We start from the raw sequence: 18,550 nt of genomic DNA, 5'->3' as shown, positions 1-18,550 counted from the left end.
ATTCGCCATTCTGCCCGAATCATTGTTACCAATTGCAATGGCACTTATTCCATTAACAGTAGTATCCGCACCAATCCCTATTGCCTTCGATCCATCCGCACGGAGATTGACACCGATGGCAATAGCATTATTGCCGTTAGAAATTGTTGTATGAGTCGAATTGGGAGCAATTGCCAAACCACCATTGATTTTAACTTGAGCATTATGACCGATAGCCATGGCACCTGCTCCGTTTGCGGAAGTCGATCCTGTGCCAATAGAGAGTACCCCCCCGTTAATGACCCTTCCGGAATTACTGCCCAAGCCCCTTCGGAAAATCCCAATAATGCCGCGCTCAACGCCGTCAGCCTGAATAAGGTTTTCAGACGACCTTCCTCTGAGGCGCGCACATCCCCTTCAGCACCTTCGCTGCTTGATTTGACACGTCCCTTCGCCAATTCGGAGGTAACGACGAAAGAGCCGATGGTACGGTTCCACACAACTTTGAAAATCTTATTCATAACAATCTCTCTTGGTTGGATTTATTAAAAAATATCAGATTGAATTCAAGCATATACAATCAAAATAAGACGTACTCCCCGCACTACCCCGCCGCAGGATCTTCTTCTTCAGGCACACGCGGATTTTATGAGGCAGGCATTCATTTATTTTGTTTATATGTTATTGAAAATCAACCAGGCTGACATTAATTGTCACTTAGGTACAATTTTTAGAACATATCTATATCTGAGGAAATAGTGTTTTAAGCTAATTAACCTTACCGTTTATTTAGAAAAAGCTCCGATAATCCATAACCTTGCTTCTAAAATTAACACTTATTTACCAAACAATATAGAACTATGACATTTAACCTGCAATTACTATGCCAAAGATGACATATCTGATTCATGCTTTCAGACTTCCATAAAGCATTTATACTAAAATGAAAAAATGCCGTAAGCGAATTTTGAAAAAGGTCGTCTGAAAATAAACTGCAACAAGATCATGGACATCACTCTCCCTGTTATAGTGGATTAATAAGCAACAAAGCCGCCATTGCGACAAAAAGGTCGTCTGAAACCTAAATTTTGGGTTTCAGACGACCTTTTTGCTTAGCGGATTTATCCGCCCGCCGTCATGCTAAATTGACGGCAGGAAATGCGTTGCTTTATTTCAATTTGCTGTTTTTCAATGATTTGGATGATGTCGGCGGCTGCAATGTTTCGACGGCGATGTCTTTGGGGTGCGCCGCGATAAAGGATTTGGTCGCGCGCATGATTGCCTGTATGCGCGGGTCGTTCCAGCGGACGATTTGATGGTTTTCATCGCGCTTGTCCGACCAGATAATCACGCCGTCCATATATTTGCTGCTGATTTCGAGCATTTTCTGCCAGCGTTCGGCATCGATAAATTGTTTGAAATACGGGCTGTTGCTCGCGGAATAATATTGCGGCCAGAGGTAGCCGATGATTTTTTTGTCGGGATAACGCTTTCTAATCTCGGCAACGGTGGTTTGGACGTCTTTTTCCCATTGCGCCAAATCGGGCGTGGTGATGTAGAACACGGGATTGGCATAGTCGCTGATGGCTGCGCTCATCTGACGGCGTTTGCTGAACTGCCGCCATTTTGCCAACACTGCCTCGTTGTCCGCCTGAGTTTGGTAGTAGCGGATGGCGTGTAAGTGTTCGTCGGGCAAGCCGTAGTTGCTGATGTAGGCGCGGGGATTTTCTTCTTTGAAAATCTGGTACATGCGGGCAAAGTCGGTTTTAAGTTCCTGAGGCGTGAGGATTTGTCCGTCTTTTTCGGCAAACCAGGTTTCGATATCGGTGGAAATGGTGCGATAGCCTTCGCGATAGGATTGGCGCGCCAATTCGCGGATGCGTTTTTCGTTCAATACGCCGTGTTTGCGCTTGCCGGCAGGGTCGGGCATCACCAGCTCGGATTCGTAAATCAGGAATACTTTGGACAATTTGTCGGCGGTCAGGTCGGGTTTGCCGACGTAGTCCATGCGGTCGTAAATGATAAAGTCTTTGCCGAAGGCAAGCGTGGAGGCGGTGGCAAGGAAGAGTAGGGATGCGGCGCGGATAAATGGTTTCATTGGGTTTTCTTTTTGGTGAAGGTCGGGGCTTGCTGTTTTGGCAATGCGAGGAGGACTCGATATAAATTAATGGGAAAGGTCGCGGCAAACAAGGCGGAAGGGGTAAAAACAAGTCAAAGGTCGTCTGAAAAGGGTAAGCGGCGTTTTCAGACGACCTTTTTGGCGGCTGGCGGCGGTTTGTCTCTGTTCCATCCTGCCGCTTTGCTATAAAATCGAAACCCTCTTCAACCCGAAATCCAAATCAGGAAAATCATGATGGAAGCAGCCGGACAACACAACGTCGATGCGGACGAAATCGCTAAATTCAGCCAAATTGCGGATAAATGGTGGGATAAAAACGGCGAGTTCAAACCTTTGCACGACATCAATCCGCTGCGCTTGGGCTATATCGACTCGTTCGCGCAGTTGGCGGGCAAACGTGTTTTGGATGTCGGCTGCGGCGGCGGGATTTTGTCGGAAAGCATGGCAAAACGCGGCGCGGCGCACGTTATCGGTATCGATATGGCGGAAAAGTCGCTGCAAACCGCCCAAACCCATGCTGCTGCCGAAGGTGTAGACAATATCGATTACCGCTGCATCCGCGTCGAAGACCTTGCCGCCGAACAGCCGCACAGCTTCGATGTTGTAACCTGTATGGAAATGATGGAACATGTTCCCGACCCCGCCGCCATCGTCAAAGCCTGTTCGGAGCTGGTAAAGCCTGACGGCATGGTGTTTTTCTCCACCATCAACCGCAACCCTAAATCTTATCTCCATCTGATTGTCGGTGCGGAATATGTGTTGAACTTTGTTCCCAAAGGGACGCACGATTGGCAGAAATTCATCACGCCCGCCGAGCTGGCGCGGATGTGCAGGCAGGCAGGTTTGGACGTTATCGATACCAAGGGCATGACCTACAATCTCTTGACCCGCCGCTATTCTTTATGCGACTCGACAGAAGTGAATTATATTATTGCCTGCCGCCCGGTTTAAATCTGCCTATCTGAATCATGAGAAGAGGTCGTCTGAAACTTACGTTTAAGAACGTTTCAGACGACCTCTTTTCAACTTCTCACCAATGCAGCTTGCCCGCTTCTCTAATTCAATTTTTTGAAACGGACTTCCCGCAAATAAAGACCGCTGTTTCCAAACAAACGGAAATCCAGCTTTAAAACGGGAGCGCCCTGACAAAACCCAAAAACCAAATCGTATCGATAGATTCATATTCACTCGAGACTATCAAAAGATATAGTGGATTAAATTTAAATCAGGACAAGGCGAAGAAGCCGCAGACAGTACAGATATAGTGGATTAAAATTGCAATGATACGGCGTTGCCAACGCCCTTATGTACTACCCGTACACGGCGGGCGTTGCCGCCTTGTCTCATTTTTATTTTAATCCACTATATCAACACCCTACCCCTTTTGAATCCTTCAAAAACTACGCTCTACATTGTACAGATACAAATATAGAAACGAAAAAGCCTGCTTAAAGCAGGCTTTTTATCGATTATTTATCAGGATTGTGCTGACGGCGCAAAATCGCAGGAATTTCAAAATCATCTAAAACAGACTGATTGCCGAAATCTGCCGCAGTCAGATTCATGGAGCGAATACCGCGGTTGGTTCTTACCAAACTTTCTACACTACCCGGTTGTTGAACATGGGAATCATCGACTCCGCTAACCAGTTTTTGTGCGCGGACAGCCGCACGCATTTGGTTTTCGCTGCCGTTCTCTTTCAAACCGGTCGCAATAATGGTTACGCGGATAGCGTCTTCGCCCATGTTGTCATCTTCGGCAGTACCGTATTTGCATTCTGCTTCAGGATGCGCATTCTCGTTAACCACTTTCATGATTTCACGGTATTCGGACATTTTCAGGCAATCCGGAGCGGTAGTGATGTTGACCAATACGCCGCGCGCACCATCCAGAGTCACATTATCCAGCAACGGGCTGGAAATCGCTTGTTCGGTTGCCAAACGGGCACGGTCGATGCCTTGGGAAAAACCGGAACCCATCATAGCGATACCTTTGATGCCCATTACGTTTTTAACGTCGGCGAAGTCAAGGTTGATGAAACCGGGACGGGTAACCACTTCGGAAATACCGGCTACGGCATCACGCAGGACGTTGTCCGCCGCACGGAACGCTTCACGCATGGTCACGTCTTCACCCAATGCGGTCATCAGTTTGTCGTTCGGGATGATAATCAATGAATCGACCTGACCTTTGAGCTGCTCCAAACCTTCTTGGGCAATGTGTACGCGTTTGCCTTCGTAGCCGAACGGACGGGTAACGACCGCAACGGTCAGGATACCCATTTCTTTGGCAATCTCGGCAACCACAGGAGCCGCACCGGTACCGGTACCGCCACCCATACCGGTGGTGATGAACAACATATTCGCGCCGCGAATAGCATCTTCGATGGCTTCGCGATCTTCTTGTGCCGCAGCACGGCCGATTTCAGGATTGGCACCTGCACCCAAACCACGGGTCAGATTAGTACCCAATTGGATGCGCTTGGCTGCGTTATTTTTACCCAAAGATTGTGCATCAGTATTGGCACTAATAAATTCAACACCTTGGATGGTGTTGGCAATCATGTTGTTAATAGCGTTGCAACCGCCGCCACCCAAGCCGATTACTTTGATGACCGCAGGGCTTGCGGCTGATTCAGCTACGTCGTAAACAAATTCCATTCAAATACTCCTGCGCGCCCTGCATCGAGGACGGTCCAAAAATTTAGATATTACCCGTATTATATAAGAAGTATTCCGAGGCTGGCAAAATACTTCTTATTCATTCACCATTACCGTTATTTTTTTACTACATTTTTTAACGAAAGCACACAAGTTTTTAATTATTGCGATTGGAACTATTCCGACGGCAATTCATTTTCCCTGTAAGCAAGTAACGGAACAATCAGAAATTGTCTTTAACAAATTTCATCAATCTTGCCCACAGACTGATTTTTTCAGCCTGATCATGAACTACGATAGCGCCGGTCACCGGTGCGCCGTCTTCTTCTCCCCTTGCCGCCTGCAAAAGACCGATGGCGGTTGAATAGCGCGGATTGCGGATGCGTTCGGATACGCCGCCCATTTCTTGAGGTACGCCTATGCGTGCAGGCAAGGCGAATACTTCTTCGGCAAGCTCAACGATGCCGGTCAGCATAGATGCGCCGCCGGTCAGAACGATACCTGATGTGAGGACTTCTTCAGGGAAGCCTGAACGGCGCAATTCGTTAAGGGTCAGCTCTAAGATTTCTTCGACGCGCGGACCGATGACACTTGCCAAAACGCGGCGGGAAATCTGACGGGGTTGGCGGTCGCCGACGCTGGGAACTTCGACCATTTCGTCCAAGCCGTCCATATCGGGAATCGCCACGCCGTAGTGGATTTTGATGTATTCGGCAGCGCTGTGCGGGGTGCGCAGTGCTTGTGCCAAATCTTTGGTAATCAAATCGCCCGCCACGGGAATCACGGCAGTATGGCGGATGGCGCCGTTGGTATAAACGGCAATATCGGTCGTACCGCCGCCGATGTCGATGACGCATACGCCCAAATCTTTTTCGTCTTCAGTCAAAACAGCCTGACCGCTCGCCAAAGGCTGAAGCATGATTTGGTCCATTTGCAAACCGCAACGATGGATACATTTTTGGATGTTTTGCAGGGCGGTATTGGCACCGGTAATGATATGTACGCGGGTATCGAGTCGAACGCCGCTCATACCGATAGGCTCTTTGACACCGGGCTGGTTGTCGATGATGTATTCTTGCACCACGGTATGCAGGATATTGTGATCCGGCGGGATATTGATGGCTTTAGCGGTTTCGATGGCGCGGTCGATGTCGGCTTGCGAAACTTCGCCGTCTTTGATTTTGACAACCCCTTGCGAATTCAAGCTGCGGATATGGTTACCCGCGATACCGGTCGTAACGTGGCTGATTTTGGTGTCCGCCATCAATTCGGCTTCATTGACTGCCTGCTGAATGGCTTGGGCCGTCGCGTCAATGTTGGTTACCATGCCTGCTTTAAGGCCGCGAGATGGTGCCTGTCCGAGTCCGACGATGTGGATTTCGTTGTCGTCTTGTACTTCGCCAATCAGGGCGATGACTTTGGATGTGCCGATATCGAGGGCACTGATATATTTACCTTGTTGTTCCATTATATTTGCTCGTTATTTCGCTGGAGTTATAACTATTTGTCTGTATTGGCAATAGTTTGCTTCACGCCGTTTGCTTGGCTTTAGTCGTCTGAAACATTTTCAGACGGCGTCTCTGATGTGTAACGCACGGAAAATCCGTCTTTATACCGCATATCAACGTAGGATAACCGATTTTGATTTTTACGCAACAGCGTCGGCCAAATTTCAGCGAAAAGCTGTAAGCGTTTGATTTCGTTTTCCCTTCCCAGCCTGACGGTAATCCCGTTGTCCAAGACCACCAACCAGGCGGAGCGCGGCGTATAAATCAGTTCTTTAATCGCCAGATTTTGCCGGCGGAGGATGCCGGAAAATTCTTCGTAGTGTTTGACCATGTCTTTGCCCGTACCCGGCTGTCCTTCAAAGATTGGCAGCTTGGCTTTGAGCCGGGCGTCAAACACATTGCCTTTGGAATCGACCAAACCGCCGCTGCGCCAATGAGCGACAGGCACGCGCTCGGTCAAATGAATTTCGACGGTATCGGGGAAGCGGCGGCGCACCATGGCGGAATCCACCCACGGCAGCTTTTGAAAGGCTGCCTGAATACCGTCCAAATCGGCACGGAAAATATTGCTGTGCGTGTGCTGTTGAGCGGCACGCTGAAGTTCCTTCCCGTCCGAATAGGTCAGCTTGCCCTGTATGGACACTTGTTTGACGGGAAAATGATTGGAGTTGTATAGCCAGGCTATGCAGGTGCCGATGAGCAGCAATGCCATCAGCAGCAACAGCCAGCGGGTCAGCCGACCCAGTGCGCTTGCGTCATCCCACATGTGCGGTTTTCAGAATTTCAATGCATAAATCGGCAAAATCCACGCCGGTATGGGCGGCGGATTTCGGTACTAAACTGTGGCTCGTCATGCCAGGCAGCGTGTTGATTTCCAAGAGGTAAAGTTTACCGTCGGTATCCTTGAGGAAATCGACGCGCACGCAGCCCTCTGCCCCGATTGCCTGCGCCCCGCGGACGGCCAGGGAACGCATCAGGTTTTCTTCAGCCTCGCTCAAGTCTTCGGACGGACATTGATAAACAGTGTCGTCGCGGTTGTATTTGGCTTCATAGTCGTAGAACTCGGTCGCGGGGATGATGTGTATGCTGGGCAGGCCTTTGCCGTTCAACACGGGGCAGGAATATTCGCCGCCACCGATGAATCGCTCGGCGATGATTTCGCCTTGAAGGTGTTTCAATTCTTCGTAAACGCTTTTCAGACGACCTTTTTCTTTGACTTTCACAACACCGACGCTGCTGCCTTCGGCTGCCGGTTTAACGAACATGGGCAAGCCGAGCTGTTGTTCGACGGCATCGAAATCGGAATCTTCGTGCAAAACGGCAAACTCGGGAACGGGCAGCCCCAAGGCTTGCCAAATCAGTTTGCAGCGGTATTTGTCCATGCCGATGGCTGAAGCGGCGACACCGCTGCCGGTATAAGGAATGCCCAACAATTCCAACGCGCCCTGAACGGCACCGTCTTCGCCGTAAGTACCGTGGAGGATATTAAAAGCAGTTTGGAAACCTTGGGTTTTCAATTCCGCCAAGGGCGTTTCTTTAGGATCGAAGGCGTGTGCGTCTATGCCTTTGCTTTTTAAGGCATTCAAAATGGCGGCACCGCTATCCAGCGAAATTTCGCGTTCGCTGGAAAAGCCGCCCATCAATACGGCTACTTTGCCAAAATTCTGCATTGTTTTTGTTCTTTCTTGATTACTTCATTTTTTGATACAGGTCGTCTGAAAACGAATCGGGTTTTCAGACGACCTTAATCTTGCTTCCCCACCCGATGGAACATCGCTTCATCGGGCAGCTATCGCGGCATCACGATAAAATTTCCGCCTCAGGATTTTTTCGACAACTCCAGCATCGCGGCAGGAACGCGGTTGATGCTGCCCGCACCCATATTCAACACGATGTCGCCGTCCTGTAAAACGTTCAACAACATTTCAGGCAAGTCGGCGACGTTTTCGCAGTAAATCGGCTCGAGTTTGCCCAATACGCGGATGGCGCGGGCAAGGGCGCGGGAGTCGGCGGCGGCAATCGGCTCTTCGCCGGCGGCATAAACTTCGGTCAACACCAGTGCGTCAACGGTATTAAGGACTTTGGTAAAGTCTTCAAACAAATCGCGTGTGCGGGTATAGCGGTGCGGCTGGAAGGCGAGCACCAAACGTTTTTCCGGATACGCGCCGCGTGCGGCGGAGAGGGTCGCCGCCATTTCAACAGGATGGTGTCCGTAATCGTCCACCAAAAGCGCGGTTCCGCCATTGGGCAGCTTGATGTCGCCGTATTTTTGGAAGCGGCGGCCGACGCCTTCGAAACCGAGCAAGCCGCGCTGAATAGCCTCGACGGATGCGCCGACTTCCAGCGCCACACCGATGGCTGCCAAGGCATTGAGAACATTGTGTCTGCCGGGCATGTTCAACACGACTTCAAACGGCGCCTGCTCATGTCCTTTCATTTGAACATGAACGGTAAACTTCATTTGCGCGCCGACGCTTTCGATGTCGGTCGCGTAAATATCGGCGGCATCGTCCAAGCCGTAAGTGGCGTAGGGCTTGCTCACTTTGGGTAAAATCGCGCGGACGTGTTCGCTGTCGATACACAAAAACGCTTTGCCGTAGAACGGCATACGGTGGATAAAATCGACAAACGCCTGATGCAGTTTTTCGACGCTGTGTCCGTAGGTATCCATATGGTCTTCGTCGATATTGGTGACGACGGACATAATCGGGGTCAAATGCAGGAAGGACGCATCGGACTCGTCGGCTTCGGCGACGATGTATTCGCCTTTACCCAAACGGGCGTTGGTACCTGCGGCATTGAGTTTGCCGCCGATAACGAAAGTGGGGTCGAGACCTGCCGCGCCAAGGATGGACGCAGTCAGGCTGGTGGTCGTGGTTTTGCCGTGCGTACCGGCAATGGCGATGCCGTCGCGGAAGCGCATCAGTTCCGCCAGCATCAGGGCGCGCGGAATGACGGGAATTTGCTGCTCCAGCGCAGCGACGACTTCGGGATTGTCTTTTTTGACGGCGGTAGAGGTAACGACGACATCCGCGCCGTTGACGTGTTCGGCAGTATGGCCGGGATAAACTTGAATACCCAAGCTGCTCAAATGCTCGGTAACCGCATTTCTCGCCTGATCCGAACCGGAAACTTTAAAGCCCAAATTGTGTAAAACTTCGGCGATACCGCTCATGCCGACGCCGCCGATACCGACAAAATGGATGTTGGTGACTCGATTTTTCATCATGATGTTGCGTTCCGGTGGATTTTCGATGCGTAAAGGCGTTATTTTAAAGGGCTATCCGCTTCTGCGCCATAGTTTTCTTGTAAATTAAAGATGTTTCGGCATACAGGATTTCACATTGGTGGCAATATGGGTAAAAATGAAGTTGAGTTCGGCGGCGAATTACCCATTTTTAAACTCGACTTCAGCTACCAAAACACCAGCAAAAACAAAACATAAGGTCGCCTGAAAACCGTTTTCAGACGACCTCGCGCATCTCAACTTGACGGCACTTGTATCCTCATCAAGCGCATATCTAATTTGCGCCTCCCCCATGCGGTCGCATACACAAGGCGCAAGAGCCACGGATAACGCGGTTTGCAGACGCTGCTCAAGCCCGCTTCTTCGATGATTTCCACGCCCGGCATCAGCCGTCGGATGTCGTCCGTTCCGCTTATCGCCCAGCAGAACTCGGGCGGTTTGTCCATTTTACCGAGCGCGTCGTGGCGTTTGCTTTGTCCGATGTAGGCTTTGGGAATGGTATCGAAGGCAAGTTGGGCGTGCGGCAGACGGCGCGCAACCTGTTTGAAAAAGTCCTGCACCTGCGCCTCTTCAAAATACATCAACACACCTTCGATCACGAGCAACACGGGTTTGCCGTGCGCGGCAACGGTGTTCATCCACGCTTCGTCGAACATGGACGCGCCCAGATAATGATTGTCCGACTCGGGCAGCAGCATACGCCGCACTTCAATCACTTCCGGCAAATCCAAATCATACCAGGCGGTAATGCGCGGCTTACCCAAGCGTTCGTAACGCGCATCCAGCCCCGCGCCGATTTGCACGACGACGGCATCGGGATGTTCGGCGATAAAATGCCGGGTCATATCGTCCAACAGCTTCGCCCGCCCGCAACAGCCGACCTGCGATGCTTTGACTTTGGCAAACTTGCTGAAGTCGTAGTCTATCTTGTCCAACATCCGCACGGCTTCGTCATCGCGCAAAAGCGGCTGCGCCCTACCCTGCTCTACGGCCTTCGCCCACAGGGGAATCAGCATGGTACTGGACAAGACGGAAACGGTTTCGGGAGAGATTTTTTCAGACATGGCAGCCTCCATTGAGAGAAATTCCTATTTACATCATACTCCCGCACAATACGGCTGCCAAGTTGCAAAAAGGTCGTCTGAAACCCGTTTCTTGGTTTTCAGACGACCTCTGTTTCGTTCATCACATCATGTCATCATGCCGTACACGCGATGGCGGCTTCCGCCACATCGTCCGCGCTGTGCGGCAGTGCCAATGTGCGGGCGTTTTCCGCCCATTTCAGGCATTTTTCGCGGTTTAAGCCGCCGAGGATTTCGGCGAGTTTTTCCGCTGTCAACTGGGTTTGCAGCAACAGCAATCCTGCTTCTGCCTGCACCATAAAACGCGCATTGGCGGTTTGATGGTCATCGACGGCGTAAGGGTACGGCACCAACAACGCACCCAGCCCCGCCGCCGTCAACTCGGCAATCGTCAGCGCGCCGGCACGGCAAATCACCAAGTCGGCATCACGGTAGGCGGACACCATGTCGGTAATAAATTCCACGCATTCGGCTTTCACGCCCAGCGCGTCGTAATCCGCCTGCAAGCTGCCCAGTTTGCCCCGACCCGATTGGTGATACATCTGCGGGCGCGCATCGTCGGGCAGCAAAGCCAATGCCTGCGGAACGGTTTTGTTCAAAACGTCTGCGCCCAAACTGCCGCCGACCACCAAGATTTTCAGACGACCTTCACGCCCTTGGAAGCGTTCGGCAGGCGCGGGCAGGTTGGCAATATCGGCGCGGACGGGGTTGCCGACCAGGCCGCCTTCGTGGCTGAACGCTTTCGGGAAAGCGTACAACACCCGCTTCGCCCAACGCGACAGTTGGCGGTTGGACAACCCTGCCACAGCGTTTTGTTCGTGAATCACAATCGGCACGCCCAAGAGTTTCGCCGCCAAGCCGCCGGGGAAGGTAACAAAGCCGCCGAAACCGATGACGCACTCGACGCGGTGTTTGCGGATAATCCGCTGCGCTTCGCGGACGGTTTTATACAAAGTAAACGGCAGCATCAGCTTGCGTTTGATGCCGTTGCCGCGCACGCCTTTAATCGCCAGCGTTTCGAGCAGGATGTCGTATTGCGGCACGATGCGTTCTTCCATCGAGCCTTCGCTGCCCAGCCAAATCACATGATGGCCGCGCGCGCGCAATGAGTCCGCCACCGCCAGCGCGGGGAAAATATGGCCGCCGGTACCGCCCGCCATCAGCATGAAAGTTTTACCGCCCATGATTTACTCCACTTGGTAACCGCGCATTTTTTTGCGGTTTTCATAATCGACGCGCAACAATAAGGTAACGCACACCAGCATAACGGCAACCGCCGAACCGCCGTAAGACATCAACGGCAAAGTCAGGCCTTTGGTGGGCAGGATACCGATGTTGACGCCGATATTGAAGAAACTCTGAATCCCTATCCAAATACCGATGCCGTTGGCAACATACGCGCTGAACGTCAGTCCGGAATCACGCGCCTGCTTGCCGATGGAGAATGCGCGCATCACCAGCCAGCCGTAGCAGAACACCAAAATACACATCCCCACAAACCCGAATTCTTCACCGATAACGGCAAAGATAAAGTCGGTATGCGCCTCGGGCAGGTAGAAGCGTTTTTCCAAACTCGCGCCCAAGCCCTGACCGAACCATTCGCCACGCGCAATCGCCATCAACGAATGCGTCAACTGATAACCTTTGCCCAAAGGGTCGCCCCAAGGGTCCAAGAATGCCGACACGCGCGCCATACGGTAGGGTGCCGCCAAAATCATTACGCCCATCCCCCCCAGCACACTCAGTACCAAGACAGCAAAATATTTCCACGGGAAACCCGCCAAAAACAGCATACCCATCGTAATCGACACAATCACGACAAACGAGCCGAAATCAGGTTGCGCCATCACAAAAACCAAACCCAGCGCAATCATCACGATAGGCAGCAGGATGTTTTTAAACTTCTTCAGCTTCTGCCAAGTTTTCTGACGCGCTTCCTTGCTGAACGGGCACATAAAAGCATTGAACAAACCGACAAACAGCGGCTTCAAACCCAAAGAGTCCATACTGCGCAAAACTTCCTCGCGCCGCGTGAACAGGCTGGACAAATACAGAACCGTCGCCAGCTTGAACAACTCGGTCGGCTGAAGATTGAGCGGTCCGATATGTATCCAACGCGTCGCCCCGTTGATTTCACGGCCGACAAACAACACGACCACCAGCAAAATCGCGGAAAAAGCAAAATAAAACGGAATGATTTTCCGCCAAAAACTCATGCTCAACAGCGACAGCCCGAGGCAGCCCAATACGCTCGCACCGACAAACATCGCCTGCTTGCTAACGAAAGAAAACTGATTGCCGCCTTCAGACGCGGCATAGGCAATCGACGCAGAATAAATCATCACCAGGCTGAAGGCGGTCATCAAAACGACCATCCACAACAGTGACACATCGAATTTCCGACCGTCCAAAGAAATCGGGCGATCGAGAAGTTTGGAAAGACTAATCATGAAAAACATCCGTATGGAGGCAGACGGAAAAATCCGCCCCGAAACAACCAGAACAAAGCGTTTCAGACGACCCTCCGCCTAATCGGAACATCGAAGGTCGTCTGAAAAAAATAGCGTGAATCAGAAAAACGTCATTCTAAAGGTTTCTTGGCAAAGCAACAATTCAGATTCTTTAAAGACAGTCGGATTCCGGCGTTCTTTGCGCCCTCCCCTACCCTTTGATACCAAAAAAAGGTCGTCTGAAAACGCCTTGACGTTTTCAGACGACCTTATTTCAATCTTTTCCTCAGGCAAACAGACCGCTTTTTATCCAATGCAAATCCTACGCCACTTGCGGTATTTCCGCCCACGGCTGTATCTGTTCCAACTGCGCGGCGAGGCGGAGCAGCGTGTCTTCGCGCCCGTGTGCGGCGGCGAACTGGGTGCCGACGGGCAACCCGTGATGCCGGTAAAGCGGCACACTCATGGCGGGGTTGCCGCTCATGTTCAGCGGCGACGTATAGCCGACGTATTACAGCGCGGCGGCGGCTTCTTTTTCCAAAAACGGGTTGTTTTTCAACAGGAAACCCAAGCGCAGCGTGCCGAACAGCAGGCGCATGGCTTTTTGCGCGGCGGGCGGCGGCATCATCTCGCCGATTTTCGGCGTGGTGCGCGGGCAGACGGGCGTCATCAACACGTCGTAGCGCGTGAAAAATGCTTTGGCGGCGCGTTCCTGCGCCAGCATCACATCGCGCGCCCAAGCCATTTCGCCCGCGCTGATTTGCCGCCCCTGCACAATCATTGCCCACGTTGTCGGTTCAAGCAGGCGGTGCGGCAGTTTTTGTCCGGTTTCGTATTGATATTGGTAGAACAGTTTTGCCGTTTCGCCCATGACGATGATGCGGGCGGCGCGGTTGAGTTGTTCGGGCGGCGCAAAATCGGGCGTGGCTTCTTCCAATTCGTGTCCCGCGTTTTGCATCAGTTTCAAACTATGGGCGAACGCGGCTTCCGTGCCTTCGTCGTTGCCGCCGCCAAACCATGCCTGTTTCCAAAAAGCGATTTTCAGACGACCTGTTTCTAGTTTCAGGCTGTCTGCAAAACCGTTTTTGGGCGGCGGCGGGCAGGCATACAGGGCGCGGGCTTGGGTTTGGGCGGCGATGTCCAGCAAAACCGCGCTGTCGCGCACGCTGCGGGTCAATACATGGTCGCATACCAAGCCTTGCCACGCCTCCGATGCGTTCGGCGCGTAACTGCTGCGGCCGCGCGTGGGTTTCAGCCCGAACACGCCGCAGTTGTGCGCGGGTAAGCGGATGGAGCCGCCGCCGTCGCTGCCGTGCGCTGCGGGTACGACGCCCGAAGCCACTGCCGCCGCCGCACCGCCGCTGCTGCCACCCGTGGTGTAATCCAAATGCCACGGATTGCGCGTGATGCCGTAGATTTCGGTTTCGGTAACGGCATATGCGCCCCATTCGGGCGTGGTAGTTTTGCCGAACACGCGCAGCCCCGCATCGAGATAGGCTTGGGTTAAGTCGCTGTTTTGCTTGGCAATGTAATGCTGCATCATGCGCGAACCCGACCATGTCGGCGCGCCCTCCCAATCTGCCAGCAGGTCTTTGAGCAAAAACGGCACACCCGCCAGCGGCGTATCGGCATTTTCAGACGACCCCTGCCACGCCGCCGCGCGTTCGCGCAAATCGTGCGCCAACAGATTGAGCTTGGGATTGACTTCGTCCAAGCGGCTTAAAGCAGCTCGCAACACTTCATCTGCGGACACTTCTTTTTTGCGGATCAGCTCTGCCAAACCGACGGCATCGTAACAGATGTAGTCTTGAAAATTCATGGGTTTTCCTTTCGGATTGATCAACACACGTTTTGTCGGTCAGGCATGGCTGCCCGCCGCCTTGCCGTTTGCCCGCAGATAACTCAATGACTTTATTTTCGATACGCAACTTACCGGTTGCCGTCATTCCCGCCCCCGCCTACGCGAGGACAGGCTGCGGCGGGAATGACGGAATGTGTTGACATACCGGATTTAAAATTAAGTATGTTGTTATAGGCAAATTTTAAGAAACAGTCACACCGGATAAAGGAAAAGAACAAGTTTGCCTCTGCTGTAAAAAGGTCGTCTGAAACCGCCTTGACGTTTTCAGACGACCTTTGAGGCGATGGCGCACAAGGTTTACGGCAAAATCTCAATTTCCGCGTTGTGTTTCACGCTGCGGTAGAGTTCGTCGATTTCCTCGTCCGTTACCGCGATGCAGCCGTCGGTCCAGTCCCTTTGCAGATGCTTTTTGCCGATAGAACCCCAGCCGTTTTTGATGCCGTGGATTTTAATCAGCCCGCCCGGACTTTTGCCTTGTGCCGCCGCGTAGGCTTTGTCGGCTTCGTTAGGGTAAGAAACGCCTAGATTTTTGTGGTATGCGCTGTTGGGATTGCGATCGTTGATGCGGTATTTCCCTTCGGGCGTTTTGCCGTCGCCTTCAAAGTGTTTATGCCCGACGGGCTGCTTGCCCAGCGCAATGGGGTAGGTTTTCAGCAGCCTACCTTGCGAGTACGCCGACATGGTGCGCTTGCTTTTATGCACGACCAACCTGTCGATAACGGCATCTTCGGGAAGCGGCGTTTCGCTTGACTCGGCAACGGTCGACTCGCCTGATGTCGCAACGGTCTGCTCGGAACGGATGGGCATGGAATACCAAACCACTCCGGCAGCGACTGCCAAAAGCAAAACCGCCGCCAAGCTGATTTTCAACCCTCTTTTCATGTTTCAGACGACCTCACAAAGCCTTAAACGCTTCGATAAACACTTCCGAACGGTGTGCATAGCCTTTAAACATATCAAAGCTCGCGCAGGCGGGGCTGAGCAACACAATATCGCCCGCTTCGGCTTGGGCATATGCCGTCTGAACGGCTTCCTCCAAAGTGGCGCAGTCGGTCATATTCAGACCGCAGCCGTCCAAATCGCGGCGGATTTGCGGCGCATCGACACCAATCAAGAACACACCTTTTGCCTTGCCGGCAAGCGCGTCGCGCAGGGGCGTGAAGTCCTGCCCTTTGCCCATACCGCCCAAAATCACGAAGAGCGGGTTTTGCAAACCGGCAATCGCGGCGGCAGTCGCGCCGACGTTCGTGCCTTTACTATCGTCGATGAATACCACGCCGTTTTTCTCACCGATTTTTTCCACGCGGTGCGGCAGGCCTTGGAAGGTTTTGACGTGCTCGAGCAATGCTTCGCGCGGCAAACCGACGGCTTCGCACAAGGCAACGGCAGCCATGACGTTGGCGGCGTTGTGCAAGCCTTGCAGCGGGATGTCCTGCGTGGCAATCAAATCTTCATCTCCTTGTTTCAGACGACCCGTTTCGCGTTCCAACCAAAAATCGGCTTCGTGTTCCAACGAGAACCATTTCACCTCGCGCCCTGCCCGTTTCATCGCGCGGCAGAACACGTCGTCTGAATTCAAAACCTGCACACCATCGCCACGGAAAATCTTGGCTTTGGTATGCGCGTAGTCGAGCAAGTCGTCGTAGCGGTCGAGATGGTCTTCGGAAATGTTCAGCACCGTCGCCGCAGTCGGGCGCAGGCTTTCGGTGTTTTCCAGTTGGAAGCTGGAAAGCTCCAACACCCACACGTCCGCCTTCTTGCCTTCGCGCTGCAATTCCGCCTCCAAAACCGGCGTGCCGATATTGCCCGCGATAACGGTATCCAGCCCGCACTTGATGCAGAGATAGCCCACGAGGCTCGTTACCGTGGTTTTGCCGTTGCTGCCGGTAATCGCAATCACCTTGTCGCCGCGGCGGTTCACAATGTCCGCCAGCAATTCGATGTCGCCCAACACGCGCCCGCCGTTTTGCTTGAACGCCTCGATATCCGGCTGCCGCTCGCTGATGCCGGGACTAAGCGCCAAAATATCGAAACCGTTGGAGAGCGCATCTTTCAGACGACCCGTGTAAAACACCAGCCCGTCAAACATCTTACCGATTTGCGCCACGCGCTCCGGTTTCAACTCCGCATCATAAGCAGCAACCTCCGCGCCGTTTTTGCGCAGATAGGCAATCATGGAAATGCCCGTACCGCCGAGTCCGGCGACGAGGATTTTTTTGTTTTGGAAAGTCATTTTGGTTTTGTCCTAAGTTTTTTTCAGACGGTATTTAAATAGGGACTCAATATCCTGCCTGATTCAATTTGCGGTAAGCATCGCAACCTAGCTGTAGTCCGTTATCACAAGCCTTACCAAACCACTCTTTGGCGATCTTATAGTTCTGACGAACACCTTCTCCTTTGGCATACATCACACCCAAATTATATTGAGCTTCTGCAAGCCCTTGTTCTGCTGCCTTGCGATACCACTGCACTGCCTGTGCATCGTCTTGACGAACTCCTCGCCCTTGAACATACATCCCACCCAAATTATATTGGGCTTCTGCATCCCCTTGTTTTGCCGCCTTGCGATACCACTGCACCGCCTGTGCATCGTCTTGACGGACTCCTCGTCCTTCCTTATACATCACACCCAAATTAGATTGGGCATCGGCCAATCCTTGTTCTGCCGCCTTGCGATACCACTGCACCGCCTGTGCATAGTCTTGACGGACTCCTTGCCCGTTGGTATACGCCACTCCCAAATTAGATTGGGCATTGGCCAATCCTTGTTCTGCCGCCTTGCGATACCACTGCACCGCCTGTGCATCGTCTTGACGGACTCCTCGTCCTTCCTTATACATCACTCCCAAATTATATTGGGCTTCTGCAATCCCTTGTTCTGCCGCCTTGCGATACCACTGCACTGCCTGTGCATCGTCTTGACGGACTCCCAGCCCTTTTTCATACATTACGCCCAAATTATATTGGGCTTGTGCAATCCCTTGTTCTGCCGCCTTGCGATACCAATGCACCGCCTGTGCATAGTCCTGACGAACTCCTCGCTCATTGTCGTACATCACACCCAAATTATATTGAGCTTTAGCATCCCCTTGTTCTGCCGCCTTGCGATACCACTGCACTGCCTGTGTATAGCCCTGACGAACTCCTTGCCCGTTCGCATACATCACACCCAAATTATATTGGGCTTTAGCATGCCCTTGTTCCGCCGCCTTACCAAACCACTGCACCGCCTGTACAAGGTCTTGACGGACTCCTCGTCCGTTGGTATACGCCACACCCAATTTATATTGTGCTTTTGCAATCCCTTGTTCTGCCGCCTTGCGATACCACTGCACCGCCTGAGCGTCATCTTGCCGAACACCTTGCCCGTTGGCATACATCACACCCAAATTATATTGGGCATCGGCCAATCCTTGTTCTGCCGCCTTGCGATACCACTGCACTGCCTGTGCATAGTCCTGACGAACTCCTTGCCCAGTGTCGTACATCACACCTAAATTAAATTGGGCATTGACATTTCCTTGCTCTGCAGCCTTGCGATACCAATGCACTGCCTGCATATAGTCCTGACGAACTCCTTGCCCATTGTTATACATAAAACCCAAATTAAATTGGGCTTTTGCAATTCCTTGTTCTGCTGCCTT

Annotated in this window: 15 protein-coding genes and 1 pseudogene; 1 reads left to right on the top strand and 15 read right to left on the bottom strand. The window is 52.4% G+C overall.

The genetic code is table 11. The features are described 5' to 3' along the window. Positions 1 to 77: 77 nt before the first annotated feature. The 3 genes from HMPREF1028_RS10670 to HMPREF1028_RS15760 all read right to left on the bottom strand — a co-directional run bounded on the left by HMPREF1028_RS10670 (position 78) and on the right by HMPREF1028_RS15760 (position 2,269). On the bottom strand, positions 78 to 500 hold the full coding sequence (locus HMPREF1028_RS10670) for an ESPR-type extended signal peptide-containing protein (RefSeq protein WP_036529630.1): 423 nt from the start codon (positions 498 to 500) through the stop codon (positions 78 to 80). A 647-nt stretch (positions 501 to 1,147) separates the two neighbouring features. Continuing rightward, positions 1,148 to 2,077, bottom strand: coding sequence for a hypothetical protein (locus HMPREF1028_RS10665; RefSeq protein WP_009312764.1), 930 nt, complete (start codon positions 2,075 to 2,077; stop codon positions 1,148 to 1,150). 66 nt (positions 2,078 to 2,143) lie between these two features. Next, positions 2,144 to 2,269 carry a hypothetical protein gene (locus tag HMPREF1028_RS15760; RefSeq protein ID WP_003764615.1) on the bottom strand — a complete coding sequence of 42 codons (126 nt, stop codon included), beginning with the start codon at positions 2,267 to 2,269 and terminating at the stop codon, positions 2,144 to 2,146. 60 nt (positions 2,270 to 2,329) lie between these two features. Between HMPREF1028_RS15760 and ubiG the strand changes: the two genes are divergently transcribed. Further along, positions 2,330 to 3,049 carry a bifunctional 2-polyprenyl-6-hydroxyphenol methylase/3-demethylubiquinol 3-O-methyltransferase UbiG gene (gene ubiG, locus HMPREF1028_RS10660; RefSeq protein ID WP_009312763.1) on the top strand — a complete coding sequence of 240 codons (720 nt, stop codon included), beginning with the start codon at positions 2,330 to 2,332 and terminating at the stop codon, positions 3,047 to 3,049. 518 nt (positions 3,050 to 3,567) lie between these two features. Here ubiG and ftsZ read toward each other — a convergent pair. The 12 genes and pseudogenes from ftsZ to HMPREF1028_RS15755 form a co-directional block, all read right to left on the bottom strand. Beyond that, positions 3,568 to 4,758, bottom strand: a complete 1,191-nt coding sequence (ftsZ, locus tag HMPREF1028_RS10655; RefSeq protein ID WP_003757229.1) for a cell division protein FtsZ — start codon at positions 4,756 to 4,758, stop codon at positions 3,568 to 3,570. A gap of 223 nt (positions 4,759 to 4,981) precedes the next feature. After that, on the bottom strand, positions 4,982 to 6,226 hold the full coding sequence (gene ftsA, locus HMPREF1028_RS10650) for a cell division protein FtsA (RefSeq protein ID WP_003779891.1): 1,245 nt from the start codon (positions 6,224 to 6,226) through the stop codon (positions 4,982 to 4,984). Between the two features lie 80 nt (positions 6,227 to 6,306). Further along, complete coding sequence (locus HMPREF1028_RS10645; protein WP_009312762.1) at positions 6,307 to 7,032, bottom strand: cell division protein FtsQ/DivIB; 726 nt, start codon at positions 7,030 to 7,032, stop codon at positions 6,307 to 6,309. Further along, the gene (locus HMPREF1028_RS10640) at positions 7,022 to 7,936 is read right to left on the bottom strand and encodes a D-alanine--D-alanine ligase (RefSeq protein ID WP_003757235.1); all 915 of its coding nucleotides are present in this window, start codon (positions 7,934 to 7,936) and stop codon (positions 7,022 to 7,024) included. Before HMPREF1028_RS10640 ends, HMPREF1028_RS10645 begins: the two co-directional genes overlap by 11 nt. A 149-nt stretch (positions 7,937 to 8,085) precedes the next feature. Continuing rightward, positions 8,086 to 9,495, bottom strand: a complete 1,410-nt coding sequence (murC, locus tag HMPREF1028_RS10635) for a UDP-N-acetylmuramate--L-alanine ligase (RefSeq protein ID WP_009312761.1) — start codon at positions 9,493 to 9,495, stop codon at positions 8,086 to 8,088. Between the two features lie 254 nt (positions 9,496 to 9,749). Beyond that, a complete protein-coding gene (locus HMPREF1028_RS10630) occupies positions 9,750 to 10,577 on the bottom strand; it encodes a class I SAM-dependent methyltransferase (RefSeq protein ID WP_198006984.1) in 828 nt (275 codons plus the stop codon). Positions 10,578 to 10,711: 134 nt separating this feature from the next. Further along, positions 10,712 to 11,779: an undecaprenyldiphospho-muramoylpentapeptide beta-N-acetylglucosaminyltransferase gene (murG, locus tag HMPREF1028_RS10625; protein ID WP_009312759.1), complete on the bottom strand. Its 1,068-nt coding sequence runs from the start codon at positions 11,777 to 11,779 to the stop codon at positions 10,712 to 10,714. Positions 11,780 to 11,782: 3 nt separating this feature from the next. Continuing rightward, a complete protein-coding gene (locus HMPREF1028_RS10620; RefSeq protein ID WP_009312758.1) occupies positions 11,783 to 13,045 on the bottom strand; it encodes a putative peptidoglycan glycosyltransferase FtsW in 1,263 nt (420 codons plus the stop codon). Positions 13,046 to 13,367: 322 nt separating this feature from the next. Further along, positions 13,368 to 14,864, bottom strand: a pseudogene (locus HMPREF1028_RS10615) (amidase). A gap of 339 nt (positions 14,865 to 15,203) precedes the next feature. Next, positions 15,204 to 15,788, bottom strand: a complete 585-nt coding sequence (locus HMPREF1028_RS10610) for a L,D-transpeptidase family protein (RefSeq protein WP_009312755.1) — start codon at positions 15,786 to 15,788, stop codon at positions 15,204 to 15,206. A 13-nt stretch (positions 15,789 to 15,801) separates the two neighbouring features. Further along, complete coding sequence (gene murD / locus HMPREF1028_RS10605; RefSeq protein ID WP_009312754.1) at positions 15,802 to 17,139, bottom strand: UDP-N-acetylmuramoyl-L-alanine--D-glutamate ligase; 1,338 nt, start codon at positions 17,137 to 17,139, stop codon at positions 15,802 to 15,804. A 46-nt stretch (positions 17,140 to 17,185) separates the two neighbouring features. Continuing rightward, a partial coding sequence (locus HMPREF1028_RS15755; protein ID WP_009312753.1) for an SEL1-like repeat protein occupies positions 17,186 to 18,550 on the bottom strand: 1,365 nt, incomplete at its 5' end.

The sequence above is a fragment of the Neisseria sp. GT4A_CT1 genome, from assembly GCF_000227275.1.
Classification (GTDB): Bacteria; Pseudomonadota; Gammaproteobacteria; order Burkholderiales; family Neisseriaceae; genus Neisseria.
Note: the sequence above shows the minus strand (reverse complement) of the source record. Positions and strands in the feature narration are given on the sequence as shown.